Source organism: Pseudoalteromonas sp. SG43-1 (assembly GCF_014164415.1).
In the GTDB taxonomy this organism is placed as follows: Bacteria; Pseudomonadota; Gammaproteobacteria; order Enterobacterales; family Alteromonadaceae; genus Pseudoalteromonas; species Pseudoalteromonas distincta.
Genome location: NZ_JACJFD010000004.1, coordinates 50080 through 67857, shown reverse-complemented (window position 1 = coordinate 67857; position 17778 = coordinate 50080). Strand labels below are relative to the sequence as shown.

At 40.4% G+C, this 17778-nt stretch carries 12 protein-coding genes; 9 read left to right on the top strand and 3 right to left on the bottom strand.

Translation table 11 applies throughout. The features are described 5' to 3' along the window. Positions 1 to 498: 498 nt before the first annotated feature. A complete protein-coding gene (rsmF, locus tag H5159_RS05180; RefSeq protein ID WP_182779848.1) occupies positions 499 to 1950 on the bottom strand; it encodes a 16S rRNA (cytosine(1407)-C(5))-methyltransferase RsmF in 1452 nt (483 codons plus the stop codon). Between the two features lie 265 nt (positions 1951 to 2215). On the opposite strand from rsmF, the gene H5159_RS05175 reads away from it, so the two are divergent. From H5159_RS05175 to H5159_RS05140, 8 genes are all read left to right on the top strand, one after another. Next, complete coding sequence (locus tag H5159_RS05175) at positions 2216 to 2902, top strand: GntR family transcriptional regulator (RefSeq protein ID WP_007582477.1); 687 nt, start codon at positions 2216 to 2218, stop codon at positions 2900 to 2902. A gap of 329 nt (positions 2903 to 3231) precedes the next feature. After that, on the top strand, positions 3232 to 4110 hold the full coding sequence (gene prpB, locus H5159_RS05170) for a methylisocitrate lyase (RefSeq protein ID WP_182779847.1): 879 nt from the start codon (positions 3232 to 3234) through the stop codon (positions 4108 to 4110). A gap of 49 nt (positions 4111 to 4159) precedes the next feature. Next, a complete protein-coding gene (gene prpC, locus H5159_RS05165; protein ID WP_182779846.1) occupies positions 4160 to 5284 on the top strand; it encodes a 2-methylcitrate synthase in 1125 nt (374 codons plus the stop codon). Between the two features lie 129 nt (positions 5285 to 5413). Continuing rightward, positions 5414 to 8023 carry a Fe/S-dependent 2-methylisocitrate dehydratase AcnD gene (gene acnD, locus H5159_RS05160; protein ID WP_182779845.1) on the top strand — a complete coding sequence of 870 codons (2610 nt, stop codon included), beginning with the start codon at positions 5414 to 5416 and terminating at the stop codon, positions 8021 to 8023. Positions 8024 to 8034: 11 nt separating this feature from the next. Next, positions 8035 to 9201, top strand: coding sequence for a 2-methylaconitate cis-trans isomerase PrpF (prpF, locus tag H5159_RS05155; protein WP_182779844.1), 1167 nt, complete (start codon positions 8035 to 8037; stop codon positions 9199 to 9201). Between the two features lie 501 nt (positions 9202 to 9702). Beyond that, a complete protein-coding gene (locus tag H5159_RS05150) occupies positions 9703 to 12741 on the top strand; it encodes a hypothetical protein (protein WP_182779843.1) in 3039 nt (1012 codons plus the stop codon). 62 nt (positions 12742 to 12803) lie between these two features. Further along, complete coding sequence (locus tag H5159_RS05145; protein ID WP_182779842.1) at positions 12804 to 13895, top strand: hypothetical protein; 1092 nt, start codon at positions 12804 to 12806, stop codon at positions 13893 to 13895. Between the two features lie 9 nt (positions 13896 to 13904). Beyond that, positions 13905 to 15785, top strand: coding sequence for a hypothetical protein (locus H5159_RS05140; protein ID WP_182779841.1), 1881 nt, complete (start codon positions 13905 to 13907; stop codon positions 15783 to 15785). Between the two features lie 78 nt (positions 15786 to 15863). Here the strand turns inward: H5159_RS05140 and H5159_RS05135 are convergent, their stop codons facing one another. Together H5159_RS05135 and H5159_RS05130 are read right to left on the bottom strand one after the other, a co-directional pair. Beyond that, a complete protein-coding gene (locus tag H5159_RS05135) occupies positions 15864 to 16505 on the bottom strand; it encodes a CPBP family intramembrane glutamic endopeptidase (protein ID WP_002961594.1) in 642 nt (213 codons plus the stop codon). A gap of 66 nt (positions 16506 to 16571) precedes the next feature. Further along, a complete protein-coding gene (locus H5159_RS05130; RefSeq protein ID WP_033028426.1) occupies positions 16572 to 17147 on the bottom strand; it encodes an inner membrane-spanning protein YciB in 576 nt (191 codons plus the stop codon). Positions 17148 to 17338: 191 nt separating this feature from the next. On the opposite strand from H5159_RS05130, the gene H5159_RS05125 reads away from it, so the two are divergent. Then, positions 17339 to 17608 (top strand): HU family DNA-binding protein, encoded by a 270-nt coding sequence (locus H5159_RS05125; RefSeq protein WP_007375441.1) that lies wholly within the window; start codon positions 17339 to 17341, stop codon positions 17606 to 17608. The last annotated feature ends 170 nt before the right edge of the window (positions 17609 to 17778 follow it).

Genomic DNA, 17778 nt, shown 5'->3' with positions numbered 1-17778 from the left:
TGTGAATACTTGTTTTATTGGTAAAAGCGTTGCTTTAAACGGCAGCAAGCAGCTCGTATTGTATCCCTACAAGAGTTTTGTGCTTACTTGTAATCGTTTAGCTTAATTACGTTAAAGTTAAATGTGATAAACCAATTGCACAAAGAGAAGTGAATGAGGAGTAAATGAGAAGACAACAAATAAGCTATTCACGAATCGATAGATAACTTCTCTAAAAGCGCAGCGTCTCATAACCTCTTTGTGAATACTTGTTTTATTGGTAAAAGCTGAACTGTTATTATACGGCGTAAAAAATTGCCCAGAGGTTAAAAACCTCTGGGCTATAAATTGACTCTAAATTGAGTCTAGCGTTAACTAAAAACTTTCTGGTTCGTTAGGGAGAAGAAGAAAGTACTTAAAACTATAGTAAAGCTGTTCAATAAAGCATAACTAATTTTGCCATCTGGTTACATTTGGTAACAAAGGATTAGATTAATTATGCGTAATTTGTACTTTAGTTTAACCCCAGCTTATTAACTGCGTGTTTTGTACTAGATCGCGTGGTAGTGAGTTTTTGATCTTATTTTTTTGCCATTTACCCAGCCCAATAGGGCAACCACACAGCGTTAAAACTACTTCACCTATTGTTTGAGTTGCTTCAGTTAAGCGTATATCTTTACCTTGAAAATAATCATTGGCTTGCTCGTTATTTAACGCGTAAATATTCGTTTTGCACTCGTTGCCAAACACAGTAGCAAATTCGTGCGTTAGTCTTACGCCATTTTTATGAATAATGCCAATTTGAATACCTAAGCGTGCGTACTTAATTTTATTTTGCAGGGCTTCAAACCCCTGCGGGAATAACCAAAGTTCTTTATCGCGCTGCATTAAGTTGCCAGGTAGGTTAGTTAACCCAAAATGCTTTTTAAGCGATTGCATAAACGCGGCACTTTGTTTTTTATCAAACTCGTTAAATGGGAATGCACCTTTTTTAACAGTTTGATTTGGATTATTACAGCTGGTGTGCTTTTTAAATTTAGCAATAAAGAAGCCTTCGCTATCGAATGTTTGCGGCCAAACATGTAAATAGCCCTCATTAGTTGTGGCTTTACTTGCACCTTCAAATAAATCACTTAGTGACTCAGGCGTTATATAGTCGCCAAATTCACTGAGTAAATAATCGCACACTTGCTGGTTTTCGAGTGGAGTAAGTGTGCAGGTTGAATACACTAATGTGCCACCTGGCTTTAATGCGTAAAATGCGCTTTTAATTAAGTCTTTTTGTACTTGGGCTATTTGTATGTTTGATTCTATTGACCAATTTTTTAGTGCGTCGGCGTCTTTACGTACCGTGCCTTCGCCAGAGCAGGGCGCGTCTAGCAATATGCTATCAAAGCATTCAAACATGTAGTTGCCAAATATAACGCCATCAAAATGCGAGAGCGCACAGTTGCCTACTCCCATGCGTTTTAATGTAGCGCTAAGTACTTTTAGGCGCGACGACGAAAGCTCATTTGCAACAAGCACACCTTGGTTATCCATAAGTGCTGCAAGTTGCGATGTTTTAGAACCTGGTGCTGATGCCATATCAAGCACGGTGTTATTTTGAGAGTCTGCGAGTTCAATACTTTGTTTTAAGGCAATAGGGGGCAGCATTGAACTTGCTTCTTGCACGTACATAGCACCGCTTAGATGTAAGTCGGTATTACCAAGGGCTAGGTTTTGCTCTTCATCGCATGGGCGCTCTAACCAAAAGCCTTCACTGCACCAAGGGATGGGGGTTAGCAGCCAATTTTTTTCAGTTGCACGTTCTACAAATTCTTCAATGCTAATTTTTAATGTATTAACGCGGATAGATTTTCTGAGCGGCCTGCGACACGCATTTAAAAAGTCATCTAAGTTTAGATGCGCTGGTAAATAAGTTTTTACGTCATCAATAAAGTGCTCAGGAATAAAAGTGTTGGCGTTCACGCGTTAGCTCATACTATAAAAATAAAGCGCGATAATAGCATTTATATTAGGTGTTTTCAGCGCTAAAAAACGTAATATCAGTCTTATTGTAGTGTCGACACTTTGTTGTTTCGCTCTATTTTAAAGGTGATTTTATACGACTTTAGATTAATAGTGTCGACAATGAGCGTGTTTTTTAGCCATTTTGATAGGTTTAAGGGTTGACATGATTTTTTAATAAGCTCATAGTAACCACACTAATTGTCGACAATCTAAAAAATAACTTATGACACACACATTTTTAAACGAAGCGCCTATAACTACCGCATCAGATCAAGTATTTGTAGATATGCGCCGTGAGATTGTTGAAGGCAGTATAGTTCAAGGCAGTAAAATATCAGAGCCTGAGCTTGCCAAGCGTTATGGTGTAAGCCGTGCAACGCTTAGAGAGGCATTAAATCGCCTAGAAAGTTGCTACCTTGTTGAGCGTAAAGCTAACGTAGGTTGCCGCGTAGTTGCCCTTACCGCTGAGCGTTTGATTGAAGTTTATCAAGTTCGCAGTTCACTTGAAGGTTTGGCATGTAGGCTTGCTGCCGACAATATGGAACCCGAAGAAGTAAAAGGCTTAAAGCAATTACTTAATCAGCACCTACAAACACAACGTGTTAAAGAGGGCGAATCTTATTATCAAGAAGCCGGCGATTTAGATTTTCATTATCGTATTATTCAGGGCAGTAAAAACGCACATTTAATTCATTTACTGTGTAATGAGCTCTATCAATTAATACGCATGTACCGTGTACAAATGGGCATGGTGGGGCCGCGTGTATCAAAAGCATTTGATGAGCATTTAGCGATTATTAACGCCATTGAAAACCACGACGGCGAACTGGCCGAAATGCTTATGAAGCGCCATATAAGCGCATCGCAAGCAAATATCCAAACCAAATTTGATGTATACCAATCAATATGAGTATTCGAACAATTTAACGGATTAAATCGCTCCGTAACGTCGTTAAAAATTTTTTATTTACGACTGCATGGATGCAGGAGGTAGAGCAATGCAGGGAGCAATTGCCGAGAACCACTAAACATAAAAATTATTGCCTAGTTACAGAACGATTTTCTTATCGTTAAATAGACCTCATACGCATACAGATTGATATTAGTCGCAAAAAACAGAAGCTGCTAAAAGCTAAAAGCTAAAAGCTAAAAGCTAAGCAGAGCAGTTAAAGAGTCACAATTACATATTAAAACTATAAGTTACTCCACGTAGCAACCGTTCAAAGTGAGGAGAAAGTAATGTCAGCAGGATTAAAATTTAAACACGCTATTGCCAATAACAGCCCGTTACAAGTGGTAGGTACTATTAACGCCTACACAGCGATGATGGCAGAAAAAATGGGTCACCAAGCTATTTACCTCTCAGGTGCCGGTGTTGCAAACGCCTCGTTTGGTATGCCTGACTTAGGTATGACGAGCCTTGATAACGTGCTTGAAGATATTCGCCGTATTACAGGTGCTAGCGACTTACCATTACTTGTTGATGCCGATACCGGTTGGGGTGGGGCATTTAATATTGCACGCACAGTAAAAGAAATGACTAAAGCGGGTGCGGCGGGTTTTCATATAGAAGACCAAGTAGCGCAAAAACGCTGTGGTCATCGCCCTAATAAAGAAATTGTAAGCCAAGGTGAAATGGTTGACCGCATTAAAGCGGCGGTGGATGCAAAAACCGATAGCGATTTTTATATTATGGCTCGTACCGATGCATTTCAAAAAGAAGGTTTAAACGCCGCGATAGACCGTGCAGCTGCCTGTGTAGAAGCAGGTGCTGACGCTATTTTTGCAGAAGCCGTACACGACCTTGCTGATTACCAAGCATTTGCAAAAGCGATTAACGTTCCAATTTTGGCAAACATTACTGAGTTTGGCCAAACACCTATTTACACAAAAGAGCAGTTAAGCGATGTAGGCGTTGAAATGGTGCTTTACCCACTCAGTGCATTTAGAGCCATGAATAAAGCAGCGCTAAACGTGTATTCAGCAATTTTAAATGAAGGCTCGCAACAAAGCCAAATTGAAAATATGCAAACGCGTTCTGAGCTTTACGACTTTTTAGATTACCACACGTACGAGAACACACTCGACACACTTTTTTCATCAAAATCTGACAAATAATAATTATTAAAAAATAAAATCACACACAAATTTAAGATAGGAGAAGATCATGGTAGATAAAGCATTAGGCGGCGCAGGTTTACGCGGACAAGTAGCTGGTCAAACAGCATTGTGTACTGTTGGACAAAGTGGTTCTGGTTTAACGTATTGCGGTTACGATATTAGCGAACTTGCCGAAAAAGCGCAGTTTGAAGAAGTGTCTTTTTTACTTTCACGCGGTGAGTTACCAACCACAACCGAATTAGCAGAATATAAAGCTAAACTTAAAAGTTTACGCGGCTTACCAGATGCACTTAAAACCGTGCTTGAAAATATTCCTAAAGACGCGCATCCAATGGATGTAATGCGCACGGGCTGCTCAATGTTGGGTAACCTTGAAATGGAAAATGACTTTAGCGAAGCCAATGATGCAATCGACCGTATGGTTGCTGTGTTCCCAAGTATTATTTGTTACTGGTACCGCTTTACACACGATGGCGTACGCATTGAAACACAAACTGATGACGACTCAGTTGGCGCACATTTTTTAAATTTATTACACGACAAAGCACCTAGTGAATTGTTTGCACAGGTAATGAATGTATCACTAATTTTATACGCAGAGCACGAGTTTAACGCCTCTACCTTTACAGGCCGTGTGTGTGCATCAACGCTTTCTGATATTCACTCTTGTGTAACTGGTTCGATTGGTACGCTACGTGGTCCACTACATGGTGGTGCTAACGAAGCGGCAATGGATATGATTCAAGGTTTTACAAGCGCTGAACATGCTGAGCAAGAAATTATGGGCATGCTTGAACGTAAAGACAAAATAATGGGTTTTGGTCATGCTATTTATCGCGAGTCTGATCCGCGTAATGTAATTATTAAAAAGTGGTCTGAAAAACTAGCGGCAGAGGTGGGCGATACCGTGCTTTACCCTGTGTCTGTTCGTTGTGAAGAAATTATGTGGCGCGAGAAAAAACTGTTTTGTAATGCCGATTTTTTCCATGCATCTGCTTATCACTTTATGGATATTCCAACTAAATTATTTACGCCAATATTTGTAATGAGCCGTGTTACGGGCTGGACTGCCCATGTAAAAGAGCAGCGCGCTAACAACCGTATTATTCGCCCAAGTGCCGATTACACAGGCCCTGATGCACGTAGTTACACACCAATAGAGTCACGTTAAAAAATGAGTGAGCACGCATGTGCTCACTTTTTTATTGCACATAGCCACTAGCGAGCAGTTTTTCTCAAACTTTTTATTAAACACGCTAGCTGTGAGCAAACACCGTCACCAAATTAGCGAACCCTTACCATGACCATAATTAATAATATCCAATACCGTAAACCTTTACCTGGCTCAAACGTAGACTATTACGATACGCAAGAAGCCGTAGATGCAATTAAGCCAGGTGCATATGCCACACTACCTTATACATCGCGTGTATTTGCCGAAAACTTAGTACGCCGATGCGACCCTGCCATGTTAACCGATGCACTTAATCAGCTAATTGAGCGCAAACAAGATTTAGATTTTCCGTGGTATCCGGCGCGGGTAGTGTGCCACGATATTTTAGGGCAAACAGCGCTTGTTGATTTAGCAGGTTTGCGTGATGCAATTGCAGCCAAAGGCGGCGATCCGGCAAAAGTGAACCCTGTGGTACCCACGCAGTTAATAGTGGATCATTCACTAGCGGTAGAGCATGCCGGTTTTGATCCTGACGCATTTGAAAAAAACCGCGCCATTGAAGATAGACGAAATGACGACCGTTTTCACTTTATAAACTGGACAAAAACTGCGTTTAAAAATATTGATGTTATTCCACCGGGTAACGGCATTATGCATCAAATTAACCTTGAAAAAATGTCGCCGGTTATTCAAAACCGAGATGGCATTGCATTCCCAGATACCTTAGTTGGTACCGACAGCCACACGCCACATGTTGATGCGCTGGGCGTTATTGCTGTGGGCGTAGGTGGGCTTGAAGCTGAAAGCGTAATGCTGGGCCGCGCTTCTTATATTCGCTTACCCGATATTGTAGGTGTTGAGCTAACAGGCAAGCGCCAACCAGGTATTACAGCTACCGATATTGTGCTAGCTATTACTGAATTTTTACGCGAACAACGTGTTGTATCTACTTATTTAGAGTTTTACGGTGAAGGTGCCGATGCGCTTACTCTTGGCGACAGAGCAACCATTTCAAACATGACGCCTGAATTTGGCGCAACTGCCGCCATGTTTTATATTGATGATAAAACAATAGATTACTTGCGTTTAACAGGGCGTGAAGAAGAACAAATTGCCCTTGTAGAAAACTACGCAAAAACAGCAGGCCTTTGGAGCGATAGCTTAAAAACCGCAAAATATGAGCGTGTGCTTAAGTTTGATTTATCAAGCGTGGGGCGCAATATTGCGGGTCCATCTAATCCACACCGCCGTGTATCGACAAGCGATTTAGCTAAAGAAGGTATTTCGGGTGTTGTTGAAAATGAAGAAGGCTTAATGCCAGACGGCGCATGTATTATTGCGGCTATTACTAGCTGTACTAATACGAGTAATCCACGCAATGTAATTGCCGCTGCACTACTTGCCCGTAACGCAAATGCTAAGGGTTTAATGCGCAAACCTTGGGTTAAAACCTCATTAGCACCAGGCTCAAAAGCAGTGCAATCATACCTTGAAGATGCAAACCTACTAACAGAGCTTGAGCAACTTGGCTTTGGCATTGTTGGTTTTGCGTGTACTACCTGTAATGGTATGAGCGGTGCGCTTGACCCTGTTATTCAAAAAGAAGTAATTGATCGCGATTTATACACTACAGCGGTGCTTTCGGGCAATCGTAACTTTGATGGGCGCATTCATCCTTATGCTAAGCAAGCATTTTTAGCGTCACCTCCTTTAGTTGTTGCGTACGCTATTGCAGGTACTATTCGCTTTGATATTGAAAAAGGGATACTAGGGCAAGATCAACAAGGCAACGATATTACGCTTAAAGATTTATGGCCATCAGATGAAGAGATTGACGCAGTAATTAAGCAAAGCGTTAAGCCTGAGCAATTTAGAAAAGTATACGAGCCGATGTTTAATTTAACCGTAGATTACGGTGAAGATAACGATCCTCTTTACGATTGGCGCCCAGAAAGCACCTACATTCGTCGCCCTCCTTATTGGGAAGGTGCACTTGCGGGTGAGCGCACTATGACCGGTATGCGCGCGCTTGCAGTACTTGGCGATAACATTACAACGGATCATTTATCGCCATCAAACGCAATTATGGCAAGTAGTGCTGCTGGCGAATACCTGACCAAAATGAACGTCCCAGAGGAAGACTATAACTCGTACGCAACGCATCGGGGCGATCATTTAACAGCGCAGCGTGCAACCTTTGCCAATCCAAAGCTGCTAAACGAAATGGTACTTGACGAAAACGGCGACGTTAAGCAAGGTTCGTACGCACGATTAGAGCCACAAGGTACTAATACCCGTATGTGGGAAGCAATCGAAGCTTACATGGAGCGTAAACAACCGCTTATTATTGTAGCCGGTGCAGATTACGGGCAAGGTTCGTCGCGCGATTGGGCTGCAAAAGGCGTAAGACTTGCAGGCGTTGAAGTAATAGCAGCAGAGGGCTTTGAGCGTATTCACCGTACTAACTTAATTGGTATGGGGGTTTTACCGCTTGAGTTTAAAGCAGGCACAACGCGTAAAACTCTAAAGCTGGATGGCAGTGAAACGTACGATGTAACGGGTGATTTAAAACCAGGCGCCACAGTTAATTTAAGCATTACCCGTAAAGACGGTGAAGTGCTTACTGTGCCTATGAAGTGCCGTATCGATACCCAAGAAGAGCTTTCTATTTACGCGGCTGGTGGTGTGTTACAACGCTTTGCTCAAGACTTTTTAGAAGCAACGCAATCTGCATAAGGGCAAACACTATGTTTAAACCGCAAATTAAAGTGCCTGCAACCTATATGCGTGGCGGCACCAGTAAAGGTGTGTTTTTTAATTTAACTGATTTGCCAAAGCCTGCTCAAGTAGCAGGCGAGGCGCGCGATAATTTATTACTGCGTGTTATTGGCAGCCCCGATCCGTATGCTAAGCAAACGGATGGCATGGGCGGCGCTACATCAAGTACCAGTAAAACCGTAATCTTAAGTAAAAGTGAGCAAACTGACCACGATGTTGATTACTTGTTTGGTCAAGTGGCGATAGATAAACCTTTTGTGGATTGGAGCGGTAACTGTGGCAACTTAACGTCAGCAGTGGGTGCTTTTGCCATTAGTAATGGTTTGGTCGATAAAAGCAGATTACCTAATAACGGTGTTGCTATTGTGCGTGTGTGGCAGGCTAATATTAAAAAAAGCATATTAGTGCATGTCCCTATGACCAATGGCGAAGTACAAGAAACCGGCGACTTTGAGCTCGATGGTGTTACTTTTGCTGCAGCTGAAGTAAAACTTGAATTTATGGCCCCCGCTGATGGCGATGGCGCGTTATTTCCAACAGGTAACGTAGTTGATGACTTAGAGGTTCCAGGTGTTGGTACTCTAAAAGCAACCATGATAAATGCAGGTATTCCTACTGTATTTATTAACGCCACTGATATTGGTTATACCGGCACAGAGCTGCAAGACGATATAAATAACGATGTTGCAGCGCTTGAAAAGCTTGAAACCATTCGTGCTTATGGCGCCGTTAAAATGGGCTTAATCACTGATATTAATGAAGCACAGGCTCGTCAACATACGCCAAAGGTTGCGTTTGTTGCAGCGCCTTTAGATTACACTGCATCTAGCGGTAAAGTTATTGAGGCTGCCAACATTAACTTACTCGTGCGCGCAATGTCGATGGGTAAACTGCATCATGCCATGATGGGCACAGCCGCTGTAGCTATTGGCACGGCTGCGGCTATTGAGGGCACACTTGTTAATATAGCCGCTGGTGGCGGCGCATTGAGTGAAGTTAACTTTGGTCATCCGTCGGGCACGCTAAAAGTAGGTGCTGAGGCTAAAAATAATGCTGGCAACTGGCTAGTTACCAAAGCAAGTATGAGCCGAAGTGCACGTGTATTAATGGAAGGGGTTGTAAGAGTCCCTTACTAATCACTGGTGAAGTTAAGCGCAACTAAACATTTATTTTAGTTAAGCAAACAAATTTTATAAACGTTTGCTTAGCTAAAGTAAAACCTACTCACACTCGTCATAAATAATCCTTTTTCATTAATTTTTCGAATTATCGTCTTTTTTAGCTCTCATCCACCGCATTTACTTGAAGAATATAATTAACAAACTAGATTATATGTAATATTCATTTAATAAAGTGAATATATTGTATCAATATGTGCTGGTTCTTTATGAGTGTCTATAGGTTATTGAATAATAGAGATGCTGATAAAGAAGTAGCTCATAGAATAAAGATAAATACTTATATAAAACGTATAAATATGTAGCATAACTATATAGCTTAATGGTATTTTTAATGTTCTAGTAACAAAAGTTATGATTGTGTACTTTTTTGATGCTTTTTGAATATAAAAGCTTACATAAATCACTATCAACTAAACTAATTTCTGATACTCATTCCAGGCTATCAAGGAGAAATAAATGGTAAAGCGTACGATCAAATTTACACCTATTGCAGCTTCAGTTGCACTTACATTAGGCTTAACAGCATGCGGTTCTGATAACGACAGAAATATTCCTGTTACACCTGTAGAATCTTTCACTGCAACGGGCGATGCACAATTTAACATTGAAGTAACAGGTAAAGCAGTTAAAGGTTCAATGAAAAGTGCAGTAGTAACTGTAATGACTTTAGATGCATCTGGTCAAAGCGTTCCTGTTGCATTTCGCTCAGCTGCTTCAGCAGAGGCTGAGTCTTTTTCTGAAGAAGCACTATCACAAGATGCTGCAGATGCAGCGGTAGAAGCAAGTAAAATTGCCGCTAACCCTGAAGTGCTAACTGATGAAAACGGTCGTTACAGCATCTACCTAGATGATGATTTTACTGGACCTGTTTACATTACTGTTAAAACGTCTGAAGAAGGCGATGATAGCTTTTTACGTTGTGATGCTTACGTAGGTTGTGGCACTTACGATGTAGCGCCAGAAGTTGACGACGAAAATGATGGCGATACTGATATTGAGTTTGGCGAATGGTACAAAACTGACCTAGAGCTTTCTGTTGTTAAGTTTATTCCAGCTGTTGAAGCAGATACATCTGGAGCGAGCGGTGCAGCTGGCGACGATAATGTTATAGGTTCTTATAAAGCTAATGTTACTTTTTTAACATCGTTAGTGGCAGGTCTTCTTCTTGACTCAGGTTCAAGTGTAGATGAAGACGCTATTGCTACAGCGAGCTTAAACACTGTTGTACAAGTAATGGGTCAAGACGCAGCACTTTTACTTTCTGCTATTATTGGCGATTTATCTAACGGCGGCGCTGTAGATTTAAGCAATGTTGATGGCGAAGAAGAACTTACTGACGGTATTTTAGCAATTGCACAGCTTTCATCTTCAATTCAAGGTTTACCTTCAATTGGTGATGTAATGAGCAGCATTAAAGCTGGTATTAAATCAGGCCAGTTTAAAGGTAATACTGACGCTGGCATTGCTGCAATAGCTACAATGTTACAAACAGCAATTACAAATACTGCAAACATTTTTGTTGCTGTAGCAACGGGTGATGAAACTGCAATTGAAAACGCTTTAAAAACGGCATTCTCTATTAACAACCCTAATGCAACACAAGCACAAATTGATGCGTTTGCCGCTAATTCAGTAGGTATTGCTAAAAAAGCAAAAGCAGCTAAAGACAAAGCTGTTAAAAATGGTGCAGCAACTGATGCCGGCCTTGCAGCCGCTGCAGTAAAAGTTAAAAAAGCACTAGAAGTAATTGGTTGTACTGGTGCAGAGTGTACAGTTGGAGATGATTTTTATACAGCTCTAGCAGCTGCTTTAACAATAGAAGTTACAGCTTCACAGACTGCACTTACTGCATTAGAAATGGATATTGAAACAGCTCAAAGTTCACTTGCTGATGTTCAAGCAATGGGTGGCGATGCTCTTACGGCTGATAACGCAGCTGCATTTGTAAGCGCTGTAACATTACTGAAAAATGAAGCTGCTACTGCTGGTTTAACAGCTAAAGCGGGTTCTATTTTTGTTAAATCACAAGGTTATGTAACTGCTGCAAAAGCGTTAGTTACTCAAAGCTCTGATTACCAACAGATTCTTGATTCTGCAACGTCTTTACAAACAGACGCAGGTGTTGCTGTAACTGACACCGTTGCATACGACGCTGCATTAGCTGCACTAGTAGCGGAAGCAGAAGCAGCGATTGAAACGTTTGATATTGCTCTTGCTGCTGCAAAACTAGTTGCTGAAGACACTGCAGACGTTGCTGATGAGAAAAAATCAGCAGCAGACACAGCTGAAGCAGCTTCTACAAGCGCACTTGCTAACGCAGAAGGTGCAATGGTAGATACAGCCGCAAACGCAACTGAAGCTCTTGAGCTTGCTATGACTGCTGTTACTGCTGCGTCTGATTTTGCTGCTGCTGTTGATGCACTTGAAATTGCTATTGAGCAAGCACTTGTTGCTGCTAATGCTTACCTAGACCTTGAAGGCGAAGGCGCACAAGCAATGATTGATGCGCTTACAGCTATGCAAACAGCTGCTGTAGCTCAAGGTGACCTAGCTAGCGAGCAATTTGTAACAGCTTATAACCTACAACTTGTTGCTGAAGCGGCGGTTGCTAAACTTGAAGTACTAACTTCTGTTAAAGCTACATCAGAGTCATTATCGACTATGACTGTGCTTACTAACACTGGCGGTCAAGCGGTTATCGATGCAGCAGACGTTCTTGCTGACGTAATTGATGAACTAGCTGAAATGGGTAACTCAGGTGAAGGTACTTCTACTCGTCAACCTGATTGGTCATATAACTATGACTTAGATGCGTTAGTTTTAGAATTAGAGAACGAAACTACCGGTGAAATGATCAGTGCTTCAGCTTCATACCAAGGCGAGCAATTAGTTGTTGCTTGGGGCGCTACATTAATGGGTGAAAATGACGCAACTGTTTCACTTGTTACGGGTGAAAGTCGTACTGCAGCTCTAGAAGAGTGTGAACTGTTTGCTGACGGTACGATTATTGATCCTACGCAAATTGATTCATGTTTAATATTCACATTTGATGGTGCAGTAAATGCTGACACAGTTGATGACGCTGAAATTGTTAACACTGAAGCTTGGAACCACGTTGAAATTATGGACGGTGATTCTGGTTTCACTGGTATGCTAAACATTACTGCAACTGAAGAATCAGATTCTTCAAGTATTACACTTGAAGGTATGTCTGGCGACTTAGACTTTAAAGTAATGGGTATGGTTGACAGTAGTGGTGATGAAGATGAAAGTACATTAGAAGTTATGGTTAAAGGTGACGCAGCAATGGGTTACACATTATCTCTAACTGGTATGGAATCTACAGGTTACACTGGTGATGTTAAAGCTATGTACAATGGCGAAATGATGTCATTTGGTACTGCTTCTAAAGTTACTAACGGTGTATCTATCACTTACATCGATGGTGATGTAGTGCCTTACACTGATGTTGATTTAATTGATTCATCTAAGTAATATTTAAACTATAAAAGGGGAAAGCAGCGCTTTTCCCTTTTTTTATAGAAAGCGATTAAATTATGAAAAAAAAAATTCTCTTGTTAGGATTTTCAACAGCTTTTATTTCTCCTCTTGCTTCCGCAGATAACCAATTTCAAATATTTACTCATTTTGACGCAGAAATTTATACTGAAGCACAACCAGTACAAGCCTTTGTAGATGATTTTGATGCACCATTAAAATCGGGTGACAGTGCATTTACCTATAATATTTTTGAAGTGGGTGTTGGCTACGGTAATTTTAAAGTGGGTTTACAAAGTCGTTATGACTATGTTCTTAACTTTGATCCTGATACAGCTAAATATACTCATACCGAAAAGAATGATTTAGAGTTTGAAGATAGATTTTATACCTATTACCTCGATGCTAAACAAGCAACGTCTAATGGTGTATTCGTATCTTATGATTTTAAATTTTTAGATAAAAATGCATTAACAATAACACCTAAGCTTTCTGTTTTTGCCAGCTCACACTATCAAGATGCCACTGTAAATGGTGAAATTTTTAGTGATGAAGTTGAAGGTGCTGTAACTGTCGATTACAACTTTTCAAAAGATATTTTATTTAAAGAATTTACACCTTCACAAAAGCCTGAAGGGCTAGGCTATAGCCTAGATATTTTTGCCGATTGGCAAGTAAATGATGAGCTTAAAGTTGGTTTTAGCGTAAAAGATTTGCTGTATAAAATAGAGTACGAAGACAGCGGCTCTGTAAAGGGTCAAACGACTGAAATTCCATTTAGCGAAGATGATAACGGCGATATTATTACTCAGCCAACAGTTTCATTAAAAACATCTGCATTTGGAAATACGGTATCTCATGATTTCGAAATGGAAATGCGACTACAAGCATTTGCCGATTACAGAATAAACGACCGATTTTCGACTCAGTTAACTTTAAAACGTTACGATAAAGACACGTTTAGCCAATTAAAAGGCCGTATTCACTTTTGGGATCATTGGCGAGTACAAGCAGGCTACGAAACAAAAAGCGAAGCATTTTTAGTTGGTATAGAAAACGAATATTTTGGTCTTAATTTACAAACTGATAGCCTAGATTTAGATAAAGCCTATTATGCGAATGTGAATTGGTACGTGAACATTAAGTTTTAAGGAATGAAGATGTTAAAACAAATTATACCTTTAGGGGTCGCTATTGCATTGGCAGGTTGTGGTTCTTCATCAGACAGTGACAGTTCAGAATCTGTTGCAGTGAGTGAAATTGCTACATCTTCTTCTGTGAGTTTTTATGTATCTAATTGGCAATCACCACAGGGCACGCTTAATGTTTTAGATAGCGATGGGGTGGTGCAAGAATCAATTGAAGTCGAAAACATCAATACTGCGAGTGTAAGTGTAACTCCACTTACTTTTAATAGTTTTGAGTTTATACCTAGCGATACAGCTCTACCTTGTCCGCGATTTACAGGGTGTGGCAGAACTGTGCGTGGTGATGTAAATGACTTAAACGCAAACCGGTTAATCGACTACCAAGAATTGACAACCGTTACCCTTAATTACAAAGCGGATGCATTTAGTGCACCGGGAGTAAATAAGGTTTATTTATCACCATTGAGCAAAGCAATTACAGAAGAAGGCTTTAGTGCTACACAGGCGAGTTTATCAGCCACGCCTTTTTATCATTTAACGCACAGTAATTTAAATGCAAGTGTTGAAGCAGAAATGGTGACAAATGCCTTCACCTACGCGGCAATTTTAGCTGGTGTTGCTGATAGTTCGTTTAGTGTTGAAAGTGCTTTTAATGCATTTACTAACTTGGAGACTGACCAGCAAGCTTGGCAAGATTACAGCGACTTAGCAGCGCAGTATGTTACAGACAACTTATTTAGCGACCAAGGTAATGCTTTGTTGAAAAATGTAGCTGGTCAAGTTAAGCAAACGATTGCAAGTGTAACTACATTTACAAATTGGCAGGCTCGCTCAGCAGAAGTGCAAAGCTTAGACTCAAGAGAGTTACTTGTTGATACGCGAAATATAATTGGTGTTGCAAGACTTCAAGAAAAAAGCTATTCAGATGAATTAGACGCAAAATTTACTGAGCTTGAAGGTGCGTTTGATGAAGATACACAAAGAACCCTTGATGCACTTAGTAATGCTTTAAACGAAGTTATCACAAATTATTCACCACTAGCTGATGGCTCTACACCATCAGGGCAATATAAGCTTCGTGATTTAGATATTGATTACAACCAATCACCTTATACTTGGGCTATTACTGGCACATATGATGAGTTACCTATAACCATTGATTTATCAATTCCAACTTTCAGAGTAAGTGGTGTATTAGGTAATAAAATCGAAGGTGTAATGAGCGCAACGGTCACAAATGGTACTACGGTATTAAGTGTGGATGTAAGTGAGTTGCTGATTGAGTTTGATGGCATAGATGCTCAAAGTGAATTAAACCCAGAAGCCGATACGGGTATTACACAGGTAACGACCAACGTAATTATCAATAAAGCAGCGGGTAAACTCGAAGGTGATTTATCAGTAAACTTAAATCGTTTTGTTAATTCACTAGGTGAGGAGTCAACCACGTTATCTACTTTTGATTTTAATGGTGATTACGTAAGTGACATTCAAAGCACTGCATTTCATATCACAGCAGTAGAGGCTTCGCCTTTTGTTGGTGAAGATAATGACGATTTAGCATTTACTTTTGAATTAGATTTTCCATTGAGTGGTGCAAGCGATTTTAAATTTGCGTACGTAGGCGACGTGGAAAACTTATCAGAACTTACTTCTACAGATATATTTGTTAGCATACAAAATCGCGCGTTAGATTTACGTATTCGTGATGTTAGTGGCAACATTAATCTAATAGCGAAAGGCGAAAATGGACGTTGGTTAGATGTTAAGCAGAAGGGCCGTAATTACAGTGGCGGTTTATATTTTGGTGATACTAAACTAGCTGATGTTACTGCGGTACGTGGTATTCCTGGTGTTTTATTTCCAAATGGTGAGTTTGAGTCGTTATTTTAACCATTAGTTAAGTGGTTTTAGAAATATTCAAAATCCGATATTAGTTTTCTAGTATCGGATTTTTTAATGTTTGTTATATTAGTTAAATGCGCCTGAATCGAGGTAGCTGCCAATCCCGAGTGTAAACATCCATAGCCCCCATAAGCTGTGTTCAATAACACACACGACCGTTGAGCGGCTTTGTGCGTAGGTATACGCAAACAGTAAACCGCCCAAAAAGGCTAAGGCTACTGCAATCCAATTTGCATACACAATATGCGCCAGCGCAAATACACTCGCACTGACTACAATACGCACTGCTTTTTTTGGCATGATGCGTTTATAACGATGAAAAAAATACGTTCGGAATATTAATTCTTGAGGAATAACCGACAGTATTGGATACAGCACCAACAGTAAAAGCCAATCATTAAACGAGTTACGGGGAAGGGTAAACCAGTTGCCTTGATGAATAATCCCGTAAAACATGCCTGAGAACAGCGCACCTAAAAAAAAGAAGCTAAACACACGCCTTTTAACAGCAGAAAATTGCCCAAGGCTTGTGAGTCTAAACCGTTTAAAATGGGGATCGCCCAGTAGCAACATACAACACACACTCATAAGTATAATAAGCGCAGGGATAAGCCAATTAGCTAAATGCTCGCGTAATCCAAAACCCAACAAGGGCAGCAATATAAAAATGAGGGTAAATTCAAACCAGCGGTATTGGTTAGCGTTCAAGGTCGTCTCAACTTGCTTTTTTTAATAAGCTAACAAGCTAAGACGACACTTTTATGACGAGGGGGCTTACTTTGCTGTTTCCTCTTCATCAGGGAGGTACTTGTACAAGGCAATAATGGTGGCAAAAATGCTTACAAAAGTAATACCCATTAAACCAAACACTTTAAAGTTAACCCAAAAGTCGAGCGAAAAATTATATGCAATATAAATGTTTAGTGCTGCGATGCCAGCAGTAATTACAACCCACATTAAATTAAGCTTATCCCATAACGGTTCTGGGACAACAATGGCTTGCTTTGTATCATTAGCGTTTTCGAGGATTGAGCTAAGCGCTTTTTTAACGAGATTTTTATTAAGTACATAACGGCTAACAAGTAACGTTAAACTTAAACCTGCATATATCAGTGTTGCTTTCCATTTAATGTATTGCTCATCATGAAGTACCAGCGTTAGCGTACCAAACACGGCAGCAATGCCAAAAAATATCCAATGACGAGTAGGTACATTGCCATGTTTAAAGTAGCTATAAGCAACTTGAATAAGCGTAGTGGCCATCAATAAACCGGTAGCCCAATAAATATCGACGAGTTTAAACACTGCAAAAAACAGTATGAGTGGAATGTATTCAATTAATGCGTGCATATACTACCTAAATTATACAAAAAAGAGTCAAAGGCTTTTTACCACATAAAGCTTAGCAACTACAAGGTTGACTTGTTGCCCTGTAACCCTTAGCCTGCGTGGCTTTATTACCAATTTGGTTTGGTATTTTTCATATCATCATATTCCCACGCTTAACCAACACTGATTTGGCGTGTATTTAGGAGCCTAAAATGAATAAAGCAGAACTCGTTGCTGCCATTGCACACAAAAGTGAATTAACAAAAAAAGATTCTCAAGCGGCACTTTCAAGCTTGCAAAAAGTCATTACTAAATCGCTTTCTGAGGGCGATCAAGTTCAAATTAATGGCTTTGGTACCTTTGCGCTAAGTTATTACCCAGCGCGTACTGGGCGTAACCCACAAACAGGGGCTGCAATTGAAATAGAAGGCGCAAATAAAGCGGTTTTTAAACCAGCTAAGGCGTTAAAAGATCTGCTTTAAATAGCATTACTTAGCTTGGTCGTTGATTGAGCTTTGCGTGGAGTTATTAAACATAAAATTATGGGCTTTGCCCATCACGCCAACAAGTTGTGCGTCTACAAAATAAACATAATGCCGAGCGTTAGTTGTAGGCGTTGAGCTTGCTCACGCGAGAAGCGAAGCTTCTGTAT

Excerpts from the sequence above, each read along its gene's own strand:
- H5159_RS05175 (WP_007582477.1), top strand. The coding sequence starts at position 2,216 with ATGACACACACATTTTTAAACGAAGCGCCTATAACTACCGCATCAGAT.
- prpB (WP_182779847.1), top strand. The coding sequence starts at position 3,232 with ATGTCAGCAGGATTAAAATTTAAACACGCTATTGCCAATAACAGCCCG.
- prpC (WP_182779846.1), top strand. The coding sequence starts at position 4,160 with ATGGTAGATAAAGCATTAGGCGGCGCAGGTTTACGCGGACAAGTAGCT.
- acnD (WP_182779845.1), top strand. The coding sequence starts at position 5,414 with ATGACCATAATTAATAATATCCAATACCGTAAACCTTTACCTGGCTCA.
- prpF (WP_182779844.1), top strand. The coding sequence starts at position 8,035 with ATGTTTAAACCGCAAATTAAAGTGCCTGCAACCTATATGCGTGGCGGC.
- H5159_RS05150 (WP_182779843.1), top strand. The coding sequence starts at position 9,703 with ATGGTAAAGCGTACGATCAAATTTACACCTATTGCAGCTTCAGTTGCA.
- H5159_RS05145 (WP_182779842.1), top strand. The coding sequence starts at position 12,804 with ATGAAAAAAAAAATTCTCTTGTTAGGATTTTCAACAGCTTTTATTTCT.
- H5159_RS05140 (WP_182779841.1), top strand. The coding sequence starts at position 13,905 with ATGTTAAAACAAATTATACCTTTAGGGGTCGCTATTGCATTGGCAGGT.
- H5159_RS05130 (WP_033028426.1), bottom strand. The coding sequence starts at position 17,147 with ATGCACGCATTAATTGAATACATTCCACTCATACTGTTTTTTGCAGTG.
- H5159_RS05125 (WP_007375441.1), top strand. The coding sequence starts at position 17,339 with ATGAATAAAGCAGAACTCGTTGCTGCCATTGCACACAAAAGTGAATTA.